The sequence below is a fragment of the Syntrophobacter fumaroxidans MPOB genome (assembly GCF_000014965.1).
GTDB lineage: Bacteria > Desulfobacterota > Syntrophobacteria > Syntrophobacterales > Syntrophobacteraceae > Syntrophobacter > Syntrophobacter fumaroxidans.
This window is the reverse complement of sequence record NC_008554.1, coordinates 1,667,206-1,687,759: the sequence shown is the minus strand read 5'-3', so window position 1 is coordinate 1,687,759 and position 20,554 is coordinate 1,667,206. Positions and strand designations below refer to the sequence as shown.

Here is a 20,554-nt window from a genome sequence, read left to right as displayed (position 1 = left end):
AGTTGACAATAGACCATGTGCAACCGCAGGAGTGTCTCAATCCCCTCAAATCGGGGCTCTGTCTCCGTCAGGACAGCCACACAGATCATGTCCTTCCGAGGGGTTAGCCGGGGTCTCAATCCCCTCAAATCGGGGCTCTGTCTCCGTCTCACGAGGCCGTGAGCCTCACGAACTTCGGAAAAATCCTGTCTCAATCCCCTCAAATCGGGGCTCTGTCTCCGTCACTGACCAGGATCAGCTAACCAGATCGGGAGCAGTATGTCTCAATCCCCTCAAATCGGGGCTCTGTCTCCGTCAACAAGGCCGGTCGACCGATGGATTGTTCCCGATCTTGTCTCAATCCCCTCAAATCGGGGCTCTGTCTCCGTCAGAGTACACACAACTATCAAGATCATTTGATGCTGCATGTCTCAATCCCCTCAAATCGGGGCTCTGTCTCCGTCGTTCGGTTTAACCCGGAGAATTGGGTCTCGTCGGAAAGTCTCAATCCCCTCAAATCGGGGCTCTGTCTCCGTCCGAAGGCGGATTGAAGACCGCCTTCGGAAAACAAATGGTCTCAATCCCCTCAAATCGGGGCTCTGTCTCCGTCCCATAGACCGCTCAACGGACGTGATCGAGGAAATCCGTCTCAATCCCCTCAAATCGGGGCTCTGTCTCCGTCCATGACGATCACCACTAGGCGCGTTGAGTGTCCCAAGTCTCAATCCCCTCAAATCGGGGCTCTGTCTCCGTCGGCGGACAAGATTGCTCGCCGACACGGCGCGTCGCTGGTCTCAATCCCCTCAAATCGGGGCTCTGTCTCCGTCTCGTCCACTGGCACGCCGCGTGCCCCGAACACGGAAGTCTCAATCCCCTCAAATCGGGGCTCTGTCTCCGTCAGGAGAATAGGTCTCATTTCGTTTTTTGTACGGATAAGTCTCAATCCCCTCAAATCGGGGCTCTGTCTCCGTCACACTTCGATTGAGTACACGCAGTTATCAAGATCATGTCTCAATCCCCTCAAATCGGGGCTCTGTCTCCGTCTGAAAATCAATTGAGTGCTCTCATTGATGTCATTAATGTCTCAATCCCCTCAAATCGGGGCTCTGTCTCCGTCCAAATGCACACCTGTATGGTGTGCCACCGGAGCATGGTTGTCTCAATCCCCTCAAATCGGGGCTCTGTCTCCGTCGGAATTCTTCTGGCAGACGATTGCCGAATTCGCGGATGTCTCAATCCCCTCAAATCGGGGCTCTGTCTCCGTCCCACGGAACCGCAGATAGCGTCCGTCGTATCGTCAAGTCTCAATCCCCTCAAATCGGGGCTCTGTCTCCGTCTCTTGAAGGAAATGAGAAAGACTATCCAAGAGGCAAGTCTCAATCCCCTCAAATCGGGGCTCTGTCTCCGTCCGAAAGGAGAGACCATGAGTAAATACACCGACCAGTTGTCTCAATCCCCTCAAATCGGGGCTCTGTCTCCGTCTCAGAGTGGGATCCGAGTGCCAGACATGTGATTGCAGTCTCAATCCCCTCAAATCGGGGCTCTGTCTCCGTCATGGGACGGGACATCCCGTCTCGGGTGGGAGCGGGGCAACAGTCTCAATCCCCTCAAATCGGGGCTCTGTCTCCGTCTCGAAGCACGCCGGAGCAGAGTTGCTCATGGACGCCTGTCTCAATCCCCTCAAATCGGGGCTCTGTCTCCGTCTGCAGGAGGGAGGAAATAATGCCAAAAATCACCCCTAGTCTCAATCCCCTCAAATCGGGGCTCTGTCTCCGTCAGTGATGGGCACAACCGAAAGGAGAGACCATGAGTGTCTCAATCCCCTCAAATCGGGGCTCTGTCTCCGTCGTACTCGCTGCAATTCGTCAAGCGACCAGCAAACGCAGTCTCAATCCCCTCAAATCGGGGCTCTGTCTCCGTCCCGGTCCAGATATCGTATGCCTTGAGCCGCCATGTGGTCTCAATCCCCTCAAATCGGGGCTCTGTCTCCGTCACGCCCCGGAGGCACCCGAGGCGGGCTAGGCGAAAGTCTCAATCCCCTCAAATCGGGGCTCTGTCTCCGTCTACCGGGTTGACCTCGGATTCCAGGGTGACGCGATGAGTCTCAATCCCCTCAAATCGGGGCTCTGTCTCCGTCTCAACCTCTCCTGATTTCCCCCTGCCCGTCAGCAATGGTCTCAATCCCCTCAAATCGGGGCTCTGTCTCCGTCCCGAAAGGGGCAGAAAGGGGTCTCCGATGAGAAGGGAGTCTCAATCCCCTCAAATCGGGGCTCTGTCTCCGTCCATGGACGAGATTTTGGACAGATTTTATGGAAAGGAGTCTCAATCCCCTCAAATCGGGGCTCTGTCTCCGTCAGTACCCGGAGAGCATCGAGATGCTCGACCGGGACATGTCTCAATCCCCTCAAATCGGGGCTCTGTCTCCGTCACCAGTTGTGACACTCACAACTGGTGAGGTCGTAGTGGTCTCAATCCCCTCAAATCGGGGCTCTGTCTCCGTCCGAGGCCAAGCGCCTCGGATGGGACGGGAAATCCCGTCTCAATCCCCTCAAATCGGGGCTCTGTCTCCGTCGAGGCGATGACAACAGAGCCCCGATCGGCTTGAGACGTCTCAATCCCCTCAAATCGGGGCTCTGTCTCCGTCGCCCCGGGAAGGGGCACAACCAAAGGAGAAGAAAAGTCTCAATCCCCTCAAATCGGGGCTCTGTCTCCGTCAACGCGACGGATTTTTCGGAGAAAGGCACACAACCCAAGTCTCAATCCCCTCAAATCGGGGCTCTGTCTCCGTCTCAACGAAATCGGAGCAAACGAACGAGCCATGACCGGTCTCAATCCCCTCAAATCGGGGCTCTGTCTCCGTCGGAAAATCCAGCCGGGATAGTGGTTTCCTGGGTTGAGTCTCAATCCCCTCAAATCGGGGCTCTGTCTCCGTCCGATGACTACAGAGCCCCGAAAGGGGCACAACCAAGGTCTCAATCCCCTCAAATCGGGGCTCTGTCTCCGTCCCACAGACGTTGGAGAATAGCGCGGCATACATCCAAGTCTCAATCCCCTCAAATCGGGGCTCTGTCTCCGTCTGTATGAAGCTGGAGGCAGAGGTCGAGGAGTGGCAGGGTCTCAATCCCCTCAAATCGGGGCTCTGTCTCCGTCCCGAAAGGGGCACAACCAAGAAGGAGAAGGAACCATGTCTCAATCCCCTCAAATCGGGGCTCTGTCTCCGTCGAAAAATGGAACGCGACGGTTTTTTCGGGGAAAGGCGTCTCAATCCCCTCAAATCGGGGCTCTGTCTCCGTCCAAGATGAAAGGGTTGATGGTCAGATTACCGGATGAAGGTCTCAATCCCCTCAAATCGGGGCTCTGTCTCCGTCAATTTTTTTTCTGGAACATGAATCAGTAGTACGCAGTCTCAATCCCCTCAAATCGGGGCTCTGTCTCCGTCTGAAGAGACTGAGGGAAGCGGCCAGGAAGAAGGCGACGGTCTCAATCCCCTCAAATCGGGGCTCTGTCTCCGTCGAAGAGACTGAGGGAAGCGGCCAGGAAGAAGGCGAGTCTCAATCCCCTCAAATCGGGGCTCTGTCTCCGTCCTGACGATGAAAGTACAGAGACTGAACGCGAAAGAGTCTCAATCCCCTCAAATCGGGGCTCTGTCTCCGTCTCTTGCACTGCAAACCGCGGCTGCTCAAGGGCTTTCGAGGCCGATTCCGACCATATCCCCGTTTTTCTGACGCCGAGTACAAGAATACGCCTTCCGGTGTCGCCAGCGAAGTGAAAAGTATTGGATCATTCAACATCTTCTCGAATCCGCGCATGTGTTTGCCCGCCGGTGAGTAAAATCAACAGGTTGACCTTTGCATGGTTCGCGAACGCCAGGTGGGCGGAAATGCGGTCGCGGAACCACGCACGACACGGCCGGGGAAAGCGCCGGGGGAAGCATTCTCCTATTTTTGCCGGCATTGTTGTTGTGGAGGATGGTTGCGGTTTCTTTCGATGGTGTAAAGGAAGGGTATGAATTGACACTCTGTTCCATATCGGGGTGTCTACGAGAACCCGGCGACAGGCGCTCGGCCCAAAGGCAAGGCACAAAACGACGATCGATAGCATCGCGAAGTGCTCCGTTGATTGATTCCATGCCGGAGAGACCAGACCCCCAGTCACGGCCAAAACAGCCGGAAATCCCGAAGTGCTTCATCCGTTAGTCCCATGCCGCAGAGGGGCGGATGGTCATACGACGGAAAACTTGGTGGTCGCCGGAAGCTCCCCCGCACCCGAAACCTCGCATTGGGCAAGGCATCCGCGGCATTGACGGTAGTAGCGGACGCTGTCCGTGGTGAAGTCGATCAAGGCCTCCAGGCGGTCCTTCATCTTCAGGAACCTCTTTTCGGTCAGGTCCGGGCACTCGAAAACGGATTTTTGCACCCTGACGCCGTAAGCTTTGAGGACCTTTGCGACCCTGTAACGCACCCGGTCGTCACTTATGTCGTAAGAGACCACGTAAAACATTCGCGACGAACTCCCCGATCAGGTTGCCCCGCGTTCAACCCGTCTCCTCAGGAGACCTCCGACCAGATGAACGGCTCATAAGAGTCGCGGTCCCCCACGAGATAATGACAGAATTTCCAGACCTGGCGCTGAATGAGCCCGCGATAGTCCGTCCTTTCCCTCGAACCCGGGTCCAGAATACGGCTTGCCATCCACTTCTCATAAGCTTCGATGAATGCCCGGGCGATCTTCGGTTTCATCTCCACCGGCCGGCGATGCTTCAGCTCCTCTTCGTCTACTGCGTCCGCGCACGGGGTGGGACGGTAGACGAAATCGTCGAGGCCGATGACGCGACGGTTGACGAGCGCCAGCACGAGCCGGTCGCCCAGGAAAGTGCGCCATTCCTCCACCAGGTCGCAGGCCAGCGAGGGCCTGCCGTAGTCGACCGCGTGAAGGCAGCCGAGGTAAGGGTCCAACCCCACGACCTTGATGGCCGTCAGGACCTCCTGCGTGAGCAGGGTGTAGACAAACGAGAGAAGCGCATTGAGCGGGTCGAGGGGCGGACGCCGGTTGCGGCCGTTGAATTCAAAACCCGGGACCCGGACGAGGAGCGGGAACACTTCGAAGTACAGGTTCGCCGCATGCCCCTCGATCCCGCGCAGCAGGTCCATGTCTTTCTGTCGATCGACGAGAGCCGACAGTCCCTTGATCTGTGCCGCCGCCCGGTGGAGCGCCTCGCTCCCGTACCTGCTTCCTCGCAGTGCCAGAAAGCGGGCCGTGTTTCGCAGCTTTCCCCGGACGATGCTCTGAGTGGTCCTCAGTGCGAAATCGGCCCCGGAAAGCTTGACGTACTGACCCTGCCGTCGTTGGACGTGCTTGTGTTCATCCACCATGAGCCTGGCGCGAAACTGTCCCCTGGGGCTGAGCAACACCGTTTCGATGCGGTGGCGGATGAGCACTTCCAGGACCGCTCCGCTGAGGGAGGAAAAGCCCACCAGGGTGAGCTGGCTGAGGCCTTCCAGCGGGATCTCCGCTATGATCTCCCGGTTCTTGGTCACGACCAGGTGATTGCCCGCTTTGCGCAAATACGCTCCCTGCTCCAGGATGTACGTTCTTTCCATGCTCAACCCCCGCGGTTTGTCGTTTTCCTTGCATTCCCACCCGATTGAGGCGATTCGTCACCCGTCGGCTCGATACCCGGTAAGGGAAGGGCGGGACCCTGGTCTCCGAGGTTCCGCACGGCGCCCGTTTTCCGGTTTCGTTCTTTCCTCTACGAGTTCGCCCCATCCCCGAGGAATCGCTCGACGACGCCGATCGCTTCCTGCAGGCGGTCGAGCGCATCCCTCAAGTTGCCCACTCTTTCCCCCTTCTGCTCTTCGGCGCCTTGCTTCCACTGCGGCCAGTGAAGGAGGGGATGCGGATAGGCGGAGCCGTCGGGGAACGTGCACTGGTCGCATGCGAGGTCCAGCAGGCCGTGGATGCGCTTGCAGCCGAGAGGGGACCCGCGAACGCGGGACAGGCGGTAGTCCACCAGGTGGGGATTGTACTCGGGAAGGTTCCGGAAAAGGTGGTGCAGCAGTGTCTTGGCGCGCGGCAAGAATCCGATGGTCCCCAGGAGCACTTTCTCCTCCCGAACGGAAAGGCTCCGTGACTGCCGGCAATTTGTGACGATCTGGGCGAGTGCCGTGCAGCGGTCCACAAGGAAGGCGAGCTCCGGTACTTCCTTCGCCCACATTTCTTCCCTGGGATGTACCACGACTTCTCCCGCCTCCCTGGACGAAGAGGCAGCCAGGAAAGGTTCCCTGCCAATGGAATTCACCTTGGAAAGGGCCTCCAGTTGCGCCCACGGGGAACGATCCGGTATGTGGAGAAAAAAGGACGGCTTGCCCGTCACCCGGTGAATGCCGAGAGGGAGCTTGACAAGGTTCCCCAGTCCTTTCCCGGCGAGCCGGTCCTGCTTGGGAAACACCTCGAGGTTGAAGCAGCTCAGATCGGGGGCGATCCGTTTGACAAGCCCCTGGAGCACCTGGCGAGCCTCCGTTGCGGGCACGGGCTCCTCGAAGAGGTACCAGAAATGGAAACCCTTTCCTCCGCTGAATTCCACGAGGCAGGGAAGACCTTTTTCCCTGCCGATCTCGGGAAGGCGGCCGAGCAGGTAGTTCTTTTCCCTGGAAACGAGCTCCTTGTCCCGCGATGTGACCGGCCCCGCGCGGAGCCGCGATGCAAGGTCCGCATCGACCACCGCGACTTTCACGTGGCTGTCCCGCCGCAGGAGATAGATCCCGTAGGTCCTGTGTCCCCCGATGTGCTCGAGAGCATCTTCGGAAGTCATGGGACGACGAACGGGTATGTACCCCTGGGTTCCCGCCTTTCTGTCCGACCATTGGCGGGCGAAACAGTCCTCCCGACCGCTGAAAAGATCGAGGTAGCGCGCTAGAGCCGCCTCGCGCGAACGCATGGAGGTGAACGGCGTTTCGACGACCTCCTCCCATGGTGCCCCGTCTTCCCTGGAAGGGGTACCGGGGGATGGACCGGAAGCGTCGGCGTTCTCGGAGCGAACGGCGCAAGCGGCCGCTTCCGGGCCGGCCTGTTTTCGACCAAGTGTCTCCAGGAGATCGACCCGCTGCTGCCAGGCTTCGACGCAACCGGGTTCGCTTTGGGTCACCCAGGAGAGAACCTGCAGGCTCAAGTCGGGCAACCCCGCCGCCTGGGCGAGCCTTGCCCACCGGAGCGCCTGGTCCGGGGGGAGGGTTTTCCAGATGGACTCCCGTCCCAGGATCTGGACCGCCTGCTCGGTTTGCGAGCCCGTAAGAAGGCGCTTCTCGATCTGCTGGAGGAGAAGCGCGAAATCCGGTGAACCGGTCTTTTTGGGAAGCGGAGAGGTTTCGGCGTTCATGCCGGACGCTCCTTCCATGCCGGAGGTTATGCGAAATGAAGCTTCGGCAAACGTTCAGGCGCTCTCATGCCGGCCCTGCCGCGGTCGCCTTTGCGATGAGATCCCGAAGCCTCCCCAGGTGGGGATGGCGCGGCATGTATTTCGCGAGCTTGCGGGCGGCGTTTTCCGCTTCATCCAGGCGACCCAGGCGCAGGAGAGCGGCGGCCTGCCAGAACAGGCCGTCCCCGCAGGGGTTCTGAAACTGGTTGCGGAAAAAGTTGTCCGCATCCTTCGCCCACTTGAGGCATTGATCGTAGCGGCAAAGGCGGAACTCGAGGCGCGCGAGGCGGAGCAGGGCCTTGTGGCGTCCTCTTCGGTCCCGTTCGGCCGCTTCCGCCAGCACCTTCCTCGCACGCTCCCACTCGCCCCGCGCGATGAGCACCTCCGCCTCGGTCCAGCGGAAATAGGGGCGCCTGCGCTTCAAAGGGACGCGGTTCACGGCTTCCCATGCCTTGTCGCCGTTTCCACGGCACAGGTGAACACGGGCCAGGAGCTCGAAGACATAGTCATCTTCTTCCGGGACCGCCTGCGAGGCTGCAAAGCTCAGCGCCTGGACGGAAGCCTCCATGTCCCCCAGCTCGAACCGGACCTTTCCCAGGGCGAAATACTTGTGCACCGTCGAAAAAAATCCCGACTCCTCGTCTTCCAGCAGGCACCGGTTGAGTGTCTCGAGGGCCCGAGAGGGTTTTCCCGCGTCGAGTTCGCACGAGGCCAGCTGGTAGAGAGCCTTCACGTAGTTTTTCCGCTCCTGGTGGCGCGCTTTCATCTCTTCCGCGCTGTAGGCCTCCCAGTTACGCACCGCCGCGGCAAAGAGGGGCAGGGCCTCCTCCTTTTTCCCCTGGATCGACTTGTACAGCATCCCCTGCCGGTAGTAATTGGTCACCCGGTTCGGGCGCAGGGATTGAGCAACCGCGAAATGGCGGTGCGCGAGTTCTATCCTCGCCTTGCGCTCCTCGGGATGGAGCACGATCTGCCTTCCCCTGGCGGCGTACAGGCTGTCGTAGGCAGTGTAGGCCAGACCCGAGTGGTGGTGGAAGTTGTCGGGCTCCTCCTCCACACAAAGGTGATAGAGGGCGATGGCTTCATCGAACCGGCCCAGGTGGCCGAGGGCGAACGCGACTTCGCCGCGGATGGCCGTAGCGCGCCCCGCCGCAAGAAGCTCCGGGTTCTTTTCCTCCACGGGATGAAAAAGCGAGAGGATGTCCTCCCACCGGTTTTCGGCCCGCAGGGCGGAAATCTCGCCAAGGGCGCGCCTGCGTTCGGCTTTGAGCCGCTCTTCGTTGACTCCGAGCGCGGCGAGGGAAGTCAGCAGGTCCGCCTCGGAGGAAGCGGCTTCGGCGGTTTGCTCCACGGAAGGTGTTCCCGGGCTGGACGCATTCGGGTCCGGCGGGATTTCCCGCACAGGTTCGCCGTCATGCGTCGCCTGCTCGGAGTTTTGGATGTTTGCCGGGTGGTGCAGGATTTTGGCGCCTGTCGTTTCCATGGCTTTTCTCCTCGATGATGTGCGGAATCGGGGCTTGCGGGCTTTTCACCCTCCCCCTGCAACATGTGAATACGGCCATGGAAAACGCATTTACAAAATTTGGCGGCGTTTCGAGGGGAAATGTGACGACGGGGGGGGCAACGCAGCAGCCCAAAGAAGCCCAGGATGTCCCGCCGCCTCGTGTTGGGATGTTGTATTCGTGGGAGTGAATTCTCGATTTTGTGCCCGCCCAGCGTTTGCTGGAGCGGGCTACAGAGAAGACAAGCGCCCAGGCCGATGCCTGTCGAATAGAAAATGGCTAGAAGTCGCTTGTCAGGGCCGCTTCGATTCTTCCCAACAGTCTTTCCAAATCCTCTGCAAAATCACCGGCCTTCTGTAAAGACACTTGTTTTTCAATGAATCCGGCGTGGTTCAAGTCGTTGCGACGGGCACGCAATGTCGCCACCGCGCTACGGAGGTCCTCATGCCCGCGAATGAAATCGATCATTCGTCGAGTGTACTCCTCTTCACCTCTGGCCGGGCTTTCCCATTCAACCGGGTTGTCGTCCAAATTCCGGCTCACGATGGTGTATGCTTGTGAAGCCACATACCGCAGTCTCGTGTCCGATGCATCGAGGCCGACCCCGGAGAGGGTGTGGCTGAATACGATCTCTTCAAGAATTGTGAAACCCTGCTGGACAAGATTATGATCGACACACCACCGCACTGCCGCCAGACCGTCCAGAAGAGAGTCGCCTTTAAAGGCTTCAAGGCGTTTTTCGATCATTTCGAAAAGGGGACGAAAAGGCTTTGGCAGTTTCAAATTCCTGCATTCCTTGGCCCGCTTCTTCAACTCGGTTGATGCCTTCGATATCTCCCTGCCTCTGCACGTGTAAAGCATCTTACTGAAATCTTCCAGGCCACACCCGAGGCTCCTGATTGCCTTTGCCGCTTCGTCCTTGCCGCGGGTCTTCTTCAACTCCCTTTCCGCTTCCGCCTTGGCCAATGCTGCAGCCGAGCGTGCATCGCCGCCTTGCAGGAATCGATCTGTGGCCATGGTCCAATCCATCAGTTTGTCGAGATCTGTGAGGTCCAGGACTGGTGCCCTGCGTTCCTCAACGGGGCGCGCCCGCACATCCGCAATGCTACCCAAAGCCTCGAATGCTCCATAGTAGATGCCTTTCAGCGATACTCGCTTGAGGACCTTGGCATAGTGCAGCACGACAATAGCCAGCAGCGGGATGGAACGGAGGGCGTGGGTGATGTCGAAGACAACTTCATCTCTCTCGTTGAGAGAATCAAAGACCTTCTGAAAAATGTCCCACATCTCCTCCGTGCTGTGACCGTCCGGAATGTGCACATTGGCAAACGGGGCGGTAAGTTTCAGTTCCTCAAGACACCTTTTCAGCCCCTTACATTCTTTGTATCGCTTGTTATCCTTGTCGTAGTGCCCGTTGTCCTCCCAGTTCTTCTTCTCCGCGTCCGTTGTGGTGAATATCGTAATACGGTCTCCAGGCCCCCAGCCACGGCAAATAGTGCCAATCGTTGCCTCCTGAACGAAACGAACGGGTTCTGGTGTATCGAACTCATCGAGATAGCGGCATTCGACATAGTCATTCGTGCCAAGGAAAGAAATGTAGACTCTGGCCATGTTTTTATCCTCCATACTTCCTGAATCGTTGGTGCCGGAACACATGGGTCAGCTTTATCGAACCGTCGGGCTGCACTTCCTCGGCGGCTTCCCTCCGGCTGGTGGAATACACGGCGGTGAGTCCCCGCCCCCGAATGAAATTGACCATGATGTAGGTGGCGCCGAAATCTCCCTGGATGAGAACCTGATCGCCCGGCGAGGCGTTCGTTTCGAGCCAGTGCTTTACCGGCGCGAGGTATCCATCGATCTCGGGGAGGTCCGGCGGGACGTTCGCCCACCGTTCACTGATCGCGGCAGGCGGCTGCACGACGGTCGACACCCCCAGGTTCCTCCTCGCGTCGAGTTCCTGTTCCGGGGTCAACCGGTGATTGAAGAGCACAATGAGTGAATGCGGCACAACGCCTCCCGATGTGCGGAACGGTTCCGCGTAAATTCGGATACCTCAATGCGGCACACGGCCCGCAAGGTCCGGTACGGCCAGGTCTGGAATGACCGGTTCCCGGAATTGCGGGGCCCCTTTTTGAGTGAAACCGGGCACAACCCTCTGGCATCGGACATGCTGACTATGGTATACGGTCAGAAAGCATCTTTTTCAAGGAAACGGTTGCTCACTTCCGTCGTGCGCTTGGACCTTCACGTGAATGAGTAGTGCCGGCATGGATTTTTGCGCTGTGAAAATCATTTCGTTCCCCACTCTCCGTTTCTCGCCGTTTCTGCAAGAAACCTCACAAAAAAATCTCAAGATTTTTCTTTCTGAAAAAAAACCTTTCAAGGCCGTATGTTGGAGGCAGTGGTCGAAATCGTCTTTCGGCCGGTGCAACGCCGATGGAAGCCCCCGTGGAAACGTGGAGTCGGTTTCGGGGATTCCGGGAATGTCTTTCGTCGATCGGGAGGTATGGACACCCTGCAATGGAACAGCACAAGCGGGCGGAGAAAATCACGAAGGAGCAGACGGACTTTCTTGAGCCGATGCGGGCGTTTCGTTGCCTGCGTTTGAAAGTCGAAGCCAAAGCGACGGGGCACATCTTGCTTCCGCCCTACCTGGGGAGCACGTTGCGGGGGGCTTTCGGCATGGCCCTGTTACGGAGCGCGTGTGCCCTCCGGCGCCAGAAATGCCCGACGTGTCTGCTCCGGGCAAGGTGCATCTACAGCTATACGTTTGAAACCAGCCCCATGAACGGTTCGGAGGCTGACCGCCGGTACGGGACGGCTCCACATCCTTTCGTTCTCAACCTGGAAACGGGGCGGGAGGGGGTCCAGGAGGCGGGAAGTACATTTCATTTCGGCATGACACTCGTGGGGCGGGCCATCGATTTTCTTCCTTATTTCGTCTTCGCCTTTCAGCGGATGGGCGAGCTCGGCATCGGAAAAGGGCGCGGGACCTTCGAGGTTGTGCGGGTTTGGAGCCTGGGCTCGCGGGATGACCCACAGGAAATTCTGTATGAGAACGAGGTGCTGCGCATGCCGGGTGAGGTTCCCGGGCTCGACCATGCCCTGGCGTTGAGCGGGAGTCTTTCTTCGCGCAAGGTTCGCCTGCGTTTTGTCACGCCCCTGCGGCTGGTTTACGAGGGAGAACTGTGCACCGATCCCCCCCGGTTCCACGTCCTGGCGCGCAACCTGCTGAGGAGGCTGAACAACCTTGTGGCCTTCCACTGCGAAGGGAATGAAGGGCTTTGCGTCGGGCCGCTGCTGGACCGGGCGGAGACGGTGAGGCTTACGGACCGGTCCACCGCGTGGTACGACTGGGAACGCTATTCGAAGAGACAGGATAAGCGAATGAAGATGGGAGGGTTCGTCGGGGATATGACTTTCGAGGGCGACCTCGAGCAATTCCTGCCCCTGCTCGTCCTGGGCTCATGGGTCAACCTGGGCAAAGGGACCAGCTTCGGGTTGGGGCGGTACAGCCTTGCACCGTTGGAGGGGCATGCTCTTGCAGACTGAAAATTGCGAGGAGAAGGTGATGGCATACACGATGCACGAAGTGGTTGTTGGGGCTCTGCTCCATGACGTGGGCAAGTTCCTTCAACGAGCGTATGACCGACTATCGGACGTCACTGGACAGCATCTTGATCTGGAATCAACGTTGTGCCCCCAGCAAAAAAGCGTTTACACTCACAAACACGTTCTCTTCACCAATGCTTTTTTTGACCTCATGAGCAAAGAAGAGGTCTACTTTCCCGCGGGAATCAATGCAAAGACCGTTGAGGACATTTCGAGCTATCATCACAAACCGGATGCTTGCCCCATCCCAGGTGCTTCGTGGCTCTGCGCGCTGGGAGATAGGTTGTCCGCAGGTATGGATCGCCGCGATGATGAAGAGACGAGCGAACGGGCTTCGTCGCGAAGCACGTTTAAGAAAACGCCGCTCCGTTGCATCTTCGATGAGGTCATCCTCGATCCGAAAGCCCTCGGAATGCCGCAAGCCCATGCATACAGACTGGGTGTGCTGAATCCTGAGGATGCGGAAAGCATGATACCCATAGCGTGGCCATCGAAGGGTGAGGTGCCGGAGCTTCCGAAACGTTACCAAGAGGTGTGGCAACAATTCTGGGGTGAGATAAAGGTGCTGGGACGAGAAGCACCGAGGCTTTCCTTCGATCTTTTCGAGGAAGCGTTATTAGGATTGCTCGAGCGCTACACATGGGCTATCCCGTCGAGCACAGTGAATTCCCCTGACATCTCCCTCTACGACCACGCACGCACAACTGCGGCTATAGCCGCATGTCTCTATCGTTACCATGATGCAAAAGGACAACTGGAAGACGTAAAGGCAATTAGAGACGAGCAGCAAATGAAGTTTCGTCTGCTTGCGGGAGACCTCTCGGGCATTCAAAATACCCTTTTTTCCCTTCAGACACAGGGCGTCAAAGGAGTGAACAAGATATTAAGGGCTCGTTCATTCATGATGAGTGGGGTCTCTGAGGCTGCAGCCCTACTTTCTATCGAGTTGCTTTCTCTTCCCATTTGCACAGTGCTGCAACAGGCTGGCGGCCGATTTCTCATTCTTGTGCCCGCACTCGGTGATACCGAAGATCATGTTGACGGTCTGCGGGAACGGTTCGACAAGTGGCTTGTAGAACACTACACGGGGAGCCTGGCTTTGAACCTTGTTCTCTCTCCGCCGTTTTCGGCATCCTCTTTTAAGCCCCATCCATTGAGGGAAATCATGGCAGGTTTGGGTCAGGCGATCGAAGACGGCAAGCAGCGCCCCCTTTCGAAGTGTTCCCAAGGGGTACTGAAGCGCGAATACCCTTTGGATGCACTCTGTTCCGCCTGCGGGGTGCGACCGGCGGTCACAACCGGTGCTGCCGAAAGTGGATACCGCTGCCTGACTTGTCACGATGAGTTTCGGATCGGGAGAGACCTTGTTGGTGCAACGGTTATGGTGTGGGGGCGTTCTCTGCCGCGCGAATGGAATCCGGTTGACGTAATAGGCCTCGAACTGGCTCTTCTTCGCAATCACCCGGAGAATCTACCTGGAGAAGCTCTATCCGTTCGCAGAACTTCGCCTCTTCACATGCCGATCCCTTGGGCCGTGAGGAACCTAGCCAACCACATTCCGGTCTTTAAAGACCATTATGAAACGCAGGATCCGCGCTACGAGGGAAGCTGGGATGACGATGTGGTTCCCAGGATCGGTGAACCCAAAAGTTTCGCACACATTGCAGCGGATGCTTTGGAACCGGAAAAGGATAGTGGGGCATTTCGAGGCAAGGCGTTCCTGGCACTTCTCAAAGCAGATGTCGACTATTTGGGCTTTCTCTTTAACTTCGGTTTGAAGCGTACGGAGGCTGAGGAAGATCGATTTACCCTGTCACGCATAGCCCAGCTTTCGCGAATGGTGGACCTTTATTTCACCGGCTACCTGAAGGGTTTGCTTCACAGGGAATTCCCGGACACTTACACTATCTATGCCGGAGGAGATGATCTGCTTTTCATTGGCCCTTGGAGGCAGACTCTTGCTTTGACCTCACGAGTCAATGAAACCTTCCGGGCATACACGGGCCATAACCCAAACATTACCCTATCGGCAGGTGTATCGTTGCTCAAGCCGAATTATCCTGTCAACCGGGCTGTTCTTGAAGCCCAGGAGTATCTCGATGAATGCAAGTACCATGGACGCAACCGAGTCTGTGCTCTGCTGGAGAAACCCGTTTCATGGGAATGCTACATAGCGCGGCTGAAGGATGCCGAATGGGTTCATCAAAGAATGCACGATGATTCGCCTGTGAGCACGAGTTTCATCTACCGGCTGCTTGTGATCGCCATGGATGCGGAGGCTGTTGCAATCAAGGCCAATGTGCAAAAGGCCGGATGGCGTGCACGCCTTGCATATCATCTGGCCCGAAACATCAAGGCTCGCAACAACCAAGAGAAAGAAAAGATGATTGTTGAGTGGTTGGAGCATTTGGGGCTGGACGATCAACTCAAGTTGACTACCAAGCATACCAATATCATAGATTGGCGTCTGCCACTAACAGTTGCCTTGTATCGAAACCGAACTTAGCAAAGGAGGGTAGCAACATGTCCCAGTACAGTCACTCCGGTTATGGCCGTTCCGGTCAAGGCCGTTACGGTCAAGGAAGCTCCCGTCAAGGGGCGCGGGGAGGGCAGCAAGGGGCCGTCGGAGAACAACTGCCTACTCCGACTCCTGTCAAGTACTTCACAGATGAGGAAAAACGGAAATTGGATCCGAGTTTAGTGGATGCTAGAGCGGCAAGCTGGGCAAGCTCATTTCGAGATCTCAAATCTACCCAAATGCGAAGATTCTATGACGAGTTTAAGGCCATTGAGCGAAAGATACTTCGCGGCAAGGTGGAGGAACAGGTGGCGAACTTCGAGCGTGACATGGCGCTCGTGATGATGTTTAAGGCCAAGGCGGTCTACGCCGAAAAACGCAAAGTTTCACCCAGGGAGTTCACTCAGTTCATTTTTGACCACATGGCCTCTATCAAGGACCTGAAGGACTTCCAGGCATTTATTAAGGTGTTTGAGGCGGTTGTGGCATTTCACCGCTTCTATGCTAAAGACAATTGAGGGAGGGACTGATCATGAGGCTCGTCGCCAGTAAAATCCTCACAGGTCATATTCGTGTGCTTACCGGGTTACACATCGGTGCAGGCAAGGACGCAATAGAAATCGGCGGGGTCGACAGCCCTGTCGTAAAGAACCCGTACACAGATGAACCATACATCCCAGGGTCCTCTCTCAAAGGCAAGCTTCGCTGTCTAATGGAATGGGCTACAAACCGGGTGGAAGAAAGCGGCAAGACTTGGGAAGGAGGAGGGGAGAAAGATCCGGTTCGGTTGGCTCAAGACCCGGTGTTGCGCATCTTCGGGACTACAAGCAAACAGTGGGTTGCGGGTCCGACACGCCTTGTGGTGCGTGACTGCTCACTAAACGAGCAATGGCGGGACAGCCTCATCGGGCGAGGACTTCCATTCACAGAAGAAAAGTTTGAAAACAACATCGATAGAATTCAGGGTAAAGCCGGTGTAGGGATACGAAAGACTGAGCGGGTTCCGGCTGGGGCTGTTTTCGATCTGATGATGGTTTATCGTGTATTCGATACAGGGGATCAGGGAGAGCAGGACAAGAGACTTTTCAAGGAATTTCTACGAGTAATGCGATTGCTTGAGCATGATGCCCTAGGCGGATCAGGCTCCAGGGGATACGGCAGGATCAAGTTTGAGAACTTGCGTGTGGATGGTGAGGATTTCCAACAGCAATTTTTGGCAATTGCGCCGGAGGAGATCATCCAGCATAGCAGGAGCTAGCGATATGCCGACTTACCGAATCACACTCAATTTGAAAGGCCCTCTCGGGACAAAGATGGTCTCTGGTACATTTTGGGGACATCTTGCCTGGGCTATTTGTTACATCGAAGGTGAGAAATCACTGACGAGGTGGTTGGAAGAACAGGAGACTCGTCCATGGGTTCTTTCAAGCCAGATGCCATTGGGCATGCTTCCGAAGCCTCTTCTGAGACCAACCTTGAGGATGGATGCCCCTCCCACTCTCAAAGAAATGCAGCTGGACAAGGACGTCAGAAAGGTCTCCTTCATTCCCGAAGGACTCTTCCTTGATTTGAGGGAGGGGATGAACGATGTCGTCCTGAATCAGGCACTAAAAAGTTGCATTAAACAAATTGGCGTTATGAGGGGTCCTAAAGGACATGGACTCAAGGCCCACAACCACATTGATCGCCTCGCCGGCACCACTCCGGATACGGGCGGTCTTTTCTTTGAAGAAGTGTTGTTTTCAGGAGAAACTCGCCAACAGGTTTTCCTTCTTGCTCCTGAGGCGTGCAAGGCTCGCCTAGAGGCTTTGTGCGGCTATGTGGGCGCGAGCGGCTTTGGCAGTAATGCGAGTACGGGCAACGGTCATTTTGTCTGCACAGTCGAGGAGGAAACAACACTCTTTGCAGCCAGTGGAAACAGGGCTATGAGCCTGTCCCACGGTGTGATTTCGGCCAACATGAGGCGTGCGCGCTACAAACAACATGTTCACTTCGGGAAGCTAGGGGGCGATTTAGCCAAAGGTAGGCACAGTCCATTCAAGTATCCTATTCTCATGGCGAGCCCTGGTGCCACTTTTGAGCCAGGCGATGGAGGACCTTACGGGGCTTTGCTCCGGGATGTGCACCATGACCCTCTTTTAGTGCATGTCCGACATCACGCGTTTCATCTTCCCCTCGCCTTTACGGAGTTAAATCCATGAGCGCATATCATTTCAAGGCTCAGGCACTGACGCCAATTCACATTGGTTCAGGAAATGAAATTGATCCCTTGGAGTTTATCCTTGAAGGGAACAGGTTGGTCCGTTTTAACCCGGCTGATGTCGTCAATGGGTTGTCTGGGGAAGAGCTGCGTCGATACTCGCAATTGGTGGAAAGGGCGGATCTCAAGGGAATCCAAGCCTTCTTACGAACGCATCTCGACGCGGCGCATCACGACCACGTTTATGTGGACGTCTCAAAGGAATTTAAAAGGCTGTTTGAGGAGAAAGCGAGCAATCCTAGCAATCAATTCCGAGTGGACATGATGCCGCACAATCCTCATTCCGGCGCAGTATATCTACCCGGTTCCTCCATTAAAGGTGCGATTCGCACTGCCGTAATCAATTACTTCGCCAATATTGAACCGGCTACGAAGTCAACCGTTCACCAGACCGTCGGGGCTGAACAAAATCTCAGGAACAAAGCACGGATCTTGGAAGAATCCGCGCTTGACCGCCGTCACAGCCAAACGGAGCGAGATGTTCTTAGGCTCTTGGATGTGCAGGATGTCGACCTTCCAAACGACGCCACTCGCATTGACCGTGCGCTGAACTATAACCCTCAAAAACAGGGCTCACAAGAGATCCAAATTTGGGTAGAGAGGGTCAAGGCCTTGGCGGATGGAGGCGGAGCGCCTCAGTTTGAGGTCACTTTGCACCTGGACACAGCTGCCATGAAACATCCAGGGATGAAGGCTACTCTGGGGAGAACACTTGACTTTGACACCATCCTTAGAGCGTGCAACCTTTTTTACTGGGGGAGAATGACAGCCGAAGGAGAGAAATTCGACCAAAAGAAGTCCGGTGGGAAATCCTGGAAAGCTCTGCACGAGTTGTTTCCCAAGGGGAAGACCCCAGATGGCCAGATAGTAGCCATTGACCCGTCTAAGAACTACTGGTGTTACCCCCAAAGAAAACGCATGTTGCTCCGGGTCGGCCGATTCTCTCATTTCGAGTCGCTCTCCGTTGATGGTTTGAGGGAGGGGTACAATATTCAGGCAAGAACCCCTATCGAAGACATGGGAGCCACACGCACCCGATGCTCCATGGAGAATGGCAGGCCAGCCATGCCTTTTGGGTGGCTAATCCTCACTTTGGAAAGAACCCTGTAGGAACAAGCACAACCATTAAGTCAAGTGGAAGAAATCATCATTCGAGGAGTCAATGGAGCCCAAACTGCAACTTTATACTCGGCTAAATGCAGGTACGATTTGAGAGCCACTCAAGAGATTGCACAGAGCACGTGATCCCGGGACCCTGGCAATGACAGAGGTAATATGGATCCGTCCAGGGATTGAAACCGTGGCCAGTGACCCGTATGTCCTGCTCGGCATCAGGTCCTTCCTGAGGAACCCTCTGTTCCGACGGTGGCCCATTTAATTTGCGCATAAAACCCATCTTTTTGAACCCGCCTTCCGCAAAGACGGCCGACATCCGTCTTGCGCTCACGGCTCATTTCTAATAATCTATCGTGGTGATGGCAATCCCTGACGAGATCGTGGAGGGACATATTCCTGCTATGAGCCGTGCCTTCACTCACACCGAAACCGTCTGGCCCCGCAAGGAAGAGATTCCGCCGCGTCGCGTCGACCTGGGGATTCTCGGAGGGGCGATCCGCCGCCTGCCCCCCGCCTGCTGGCAGCCGGGGATGTTGTTTTCGGGCGCACCCGACGGGCGCCTCAAGGACCTTACGGGCGAGTTTCCCGCGACGTTTCGGACTGACAAGGTCTCCCATCCCATTTTTGTTCTGAAGGCCCTGTCCCATCTCGGCCACAAGGTGTGCCCGTGTTCTTCGAAGAAGCGAGGGCCCGCCCGCTTCATCAGGAAGGGATGCGTCCTGGAAATCACCGGAATCGTCACGGACAGGGACACGTACCTCGTGGAAGGCTGCGCCTTCAACCTTCCCATGGATCCCGCTTTCAGCGAACATCTTCGTTTCAGGGGGCTGGTCCCGGACACGTGCATGGAGCGCTGTGACTGATGGATTCCTTTTCCCGGTGGACACAGTGGCTTTCCTCCCCCGATTGCCGGGCGGCGCTCGAAGGAACGGCCCGTTTCATCTACCGGGAGGCCCTCAGGATTTCCATGCCCTCGGAACTACTTCCCTGCCCGGATCCCTGGAGGTTGCCCCCCGATGAGAGGGCCGACTGCCTGCAGGCCCTGGCCGATGATCTCTGGCTATTCCTCCGTTCCCGTTCCGAGGACTGGTACCGAAGAATGGGAGCCATCCCGGCAGTTGGGCGCGGCACGCGTTTCGTGATGCTCAGGGTCGCGCAGCAGTTTCTCAATGAGCTCAAAGACAAGGCAAGAACACTCGCCTACGATCCCAGGCGGGCATTGTACAGGCGCCTTCGACTGATTCTGCGGGAGGAGGCGGAAGTGTCCTACCGTGCCACCGACCAGGGAGCCTTCTACAGCATGGATCTCCGGGCAGACCCCTGCCCATCCCTGGCGACTCTGAGGTTGGAACCCTACGGGCAATGGGATTCCCCCATCATGACAGTCGGCCTCAAAGGCATGGAGAAGCGCTCATCCCTGCTCACCCTGGCAAAGCTCTTCTGGGACGAGGCGTGCCGCCGTCTCGGGCGACCGTGCTATCTCCCGGTGCGGGAGTTGGCGGGATTCATCGTCGCGCACTATCCGGAGGCGAACGCAGCCGTCAGGGTGTCTCTTGACCTCTGCGATGAGGACGTCTCCGGCAGTTCCCGCGTGGGGACGGACAATGCCGCGGACGGGGGTTCCGTGGAGGTCTCCTACGTGGGAATGCGCCTGGAGGAGTTGGCTCGACAGATGGCCGGTGCATGGTCGGACACACAGCGCTCCACTTTTCTCCTGGTCCAGGGGGAGGGACTGACACTGGCCGAGGCCGCGCGGCGTCTGGGGTATCAAAGCGCAGCCGGAGTTTCCTACGTGTACAGGTCGGCCCTCGACAAACTGCGGGATTTTTGCCTCCTGTGGCCGGGGCTTTCACCGCCCGACCTTGACGAGAGGCTTTTCGAGGCTTTCATCCTGGCGCTTGTCCGGGTTTGTAAAACGACCGGTTAGGACCGTATGTATTTCATACAGCATTCTGATTCTGGAGCTAGGTGATCATGTCCGGATACGATTCCTGGGAGATTCGTATGGCTTGGCGCATCGCGCGCCAGGTTCGCGGATGCCCTCCCGACTCCCGGTTGTTTTCGGAGACCGCCGACCCGCATCTCTCCGAACATGTCGCCATTTGCGATTTTTGCAGCGAGCTCCGGCGGAGAGGCTCACCGGTCGGGGGAGC

General features: G+C 57.0%; 14 protein-coding genes and 1 CRISPR repeat array (1 of these 15 cut by a window edge). Of the genes, 8 read left to right on the top strand and 6 right to left on the bottom strand.

What is annotated here, in order from left to right; genetic code table 11:
• A CRISPR array of direct repeats spans positions 1 to 3,634; the repeat unit is 36 nt; unit sequence GTCTCAATCCCCTCAAATCGGGGCTCTGTCTCCGTC (it extends 1,409 nt beyond the left edge of the window).
• Between the two features lie 566 nt (positions 3,635 to 4,200).
• From cas2 to csx20, 6 genes are all read right to left on the bottom strand, one after another.
• Positions 4,201 to 4,479, bottom strand: coding sequence for a CRISPR-associated endonuclease Cas2 (gene cas2 / locus SFUM_RS07060; protein ID WP_011698218.1), 279 nt, complete (start codon positions 4,477 to 4,479; stop codon positions 4,201 to 4,203).
• Between the two features lie 47 nt (positions 4,480 to 4,526).
• Entirely contained in the window at positions 4,527 to 5,579 is a 1,053-nt protein-coding gene (gene cas1 / locus SFUM_RS07055; protein WP_011698217.1) for a CRISPR-associated endonuclease Cas1, read from the bottom strand.
• Between the two features lie 149 nt (positions 5,580 to 5,728).
• A complete protein-coding gene (locus SFUM_RS07050) occupies positions 5,729 to 7,354 on the bottom strand; it encodes a CRISPR-associated primase-polymerase type A1 (RefSeq protein ID WP_011698216.1) in 1,626 nt (541 codons plus the stop codon).
• A gap of 64 nt (positions 7,355 to 7,418) precedes the next feature.
• Positions 7,419 to 8,876, bottom strand: a complete 1,458-nt coding sequence (locus SFUM_RS07045) for a tetratricopeptide repeat protein (protein ID WP_011698215.1) — start codon at positions 8,874 to 8,876, stop codon at positions 7,419 to 7,421.
• Positions 8,877 to 9,174: 298 nt separating this feature from the next.
• Positions 9,175 to 10,521: a TIGR02221 family CRISPR-associated protein gene (gene csx2 / locus SFUM_RS07040; RefSeq protein ID WP_041440094.1), complete on the bottom strand. Its 1,347-nt coding sequence runs from the start codon at positions 10,519 to 10,521 to the stop codon at positions 9,175 to 9,177.
• A complete protein-coding gene (gene csx20, locus SFUM_RS07035) occupies positions 10,511 to 10,903 on the bottom strand; it encodes a CRISPR-associated protein Csx20 (RefSeq protein ID WP_011698213.1) in 393 nt (130 codons plus the stop codon). Before csx20 ends, csx2 begins: the two co-directional genes overlap by 11 nt.
• Positions 10,904 to 11,415: 512 nt before the next feature.
• Here csx20 and cas6 point away from each other — a divergent pair.
• The 8 genes from cas6 (at position 11,416) to SFUM_RS06990 (ending at position 20,328) form a co-directional block, all read left to right on the top strand.
• Positions 11,416 to 12,447, top strand: coding sequence for a CRISPR system precrRNA processing endoribonuclease RAMP protein Cas6 (gene cas6 / locus SFUM_RS07025; RefSeq protein ID WP_049766313.1), 1,032 nt, complete (start codon positions 11,416 to 11,418; stop codon positions 12,445 to 12,447).
• Positions 12,448 to 12,466: 19 nt separating this feature from the next.
• Complete coding sequence (gene cas10, locus SFUM_RS07020) at positions 12,467 to 15,013, top strand: type III-A CRISPR-associated protein Cas10/Csm1 (RefSeq protein WP_011698211.1); 2,547 nt, start codon at positions 12,467 to 12,469, stop codon at positions 15,011 to 15,013.
• Between the two features lie 17 nt (positions 15,014 to 15,030).
• Complete coding sequence (gene csm2, locus SFUM_RS07015) at positions 15,031 to 15,543, top strand: type III-A CRISPR-associated protein Csm2 (protein ID WP_011698210.1); 513 nt, start codon at positions 15,031 to 15,033, stop codon at positions 15,541 to 15,543.
• 14 nt (positions 15,544 to 15,557) lie between these two features.
• The gene (gene csm3 / locus SFUM_RS07010) at positions 15,558 to 16,283 is read left to right on the top strand and encodes a type III-A CRISPR-associated RAMP protein Csm3 (RefSeq protein ID WP_011698209.1); all 726 of its coding nucleotides are present in this window, start codon (positions 15,558 to 15,560) and stop codon (positions 16,281 to 16,283) included.
• A 4-nt stretch (positions 16,284 to 16,287) separates the two neighbouring features.
• The gene (gene csm4, locus SFUM_RS07005) at positions 16,288 to 17,226 is read left to right on the top strand and encodes a type III-A CRISPR-associated RAMP protein Csm4 (RefSeq protein WP_011698208.1); all 939 of its coding nucleotides are present in this window, start codon (positions 16,288 to 16,290) and stop codon (positions 17,224 to 17,226) included.
• Positions 17,223 to 18,395, top strand: coding sequence for a type III-A CRISPR-associated RAMP protein Csm5 (gene csm5 / locus SFUM_RS07000; protein WP_011698207.1), 1,173 nt, complete (start codon positions 17,223 to 17,225; stop codon positions 18,393 to 18,395). The genes csm4 and csm5 overlap by 4 nt, the downstream gene beginning before the upstream one ends.
• A gap of 407 nt (positions 18,396 to 18,802) precedes the next feature.
• A complete protein-coding gene (locus tag SFUM_RS06995) occupies positions 18,803 to 19,264 on the top strand; it encodes a hypothetical protein (RefSeq protein ID WP_011698206.1) in 462 nt (153 codons plus the stop codon).
• A complete protein-coding gene (locus SFUM_RS06990) occupies positions 19,264 to 20,328 on the top strand; it encodes a hypothetical protein (protein WP_011698205.1) in 1,065 nt (354 codons plus the stop codon). The genes SFUM_RS06995 and SFUM_RS06990 overlap by 1 nt, the downstream gene beginning before the upstream one ends.
• Positions 20,329 to 20,554: the final 226 nt, after the last annotated feature.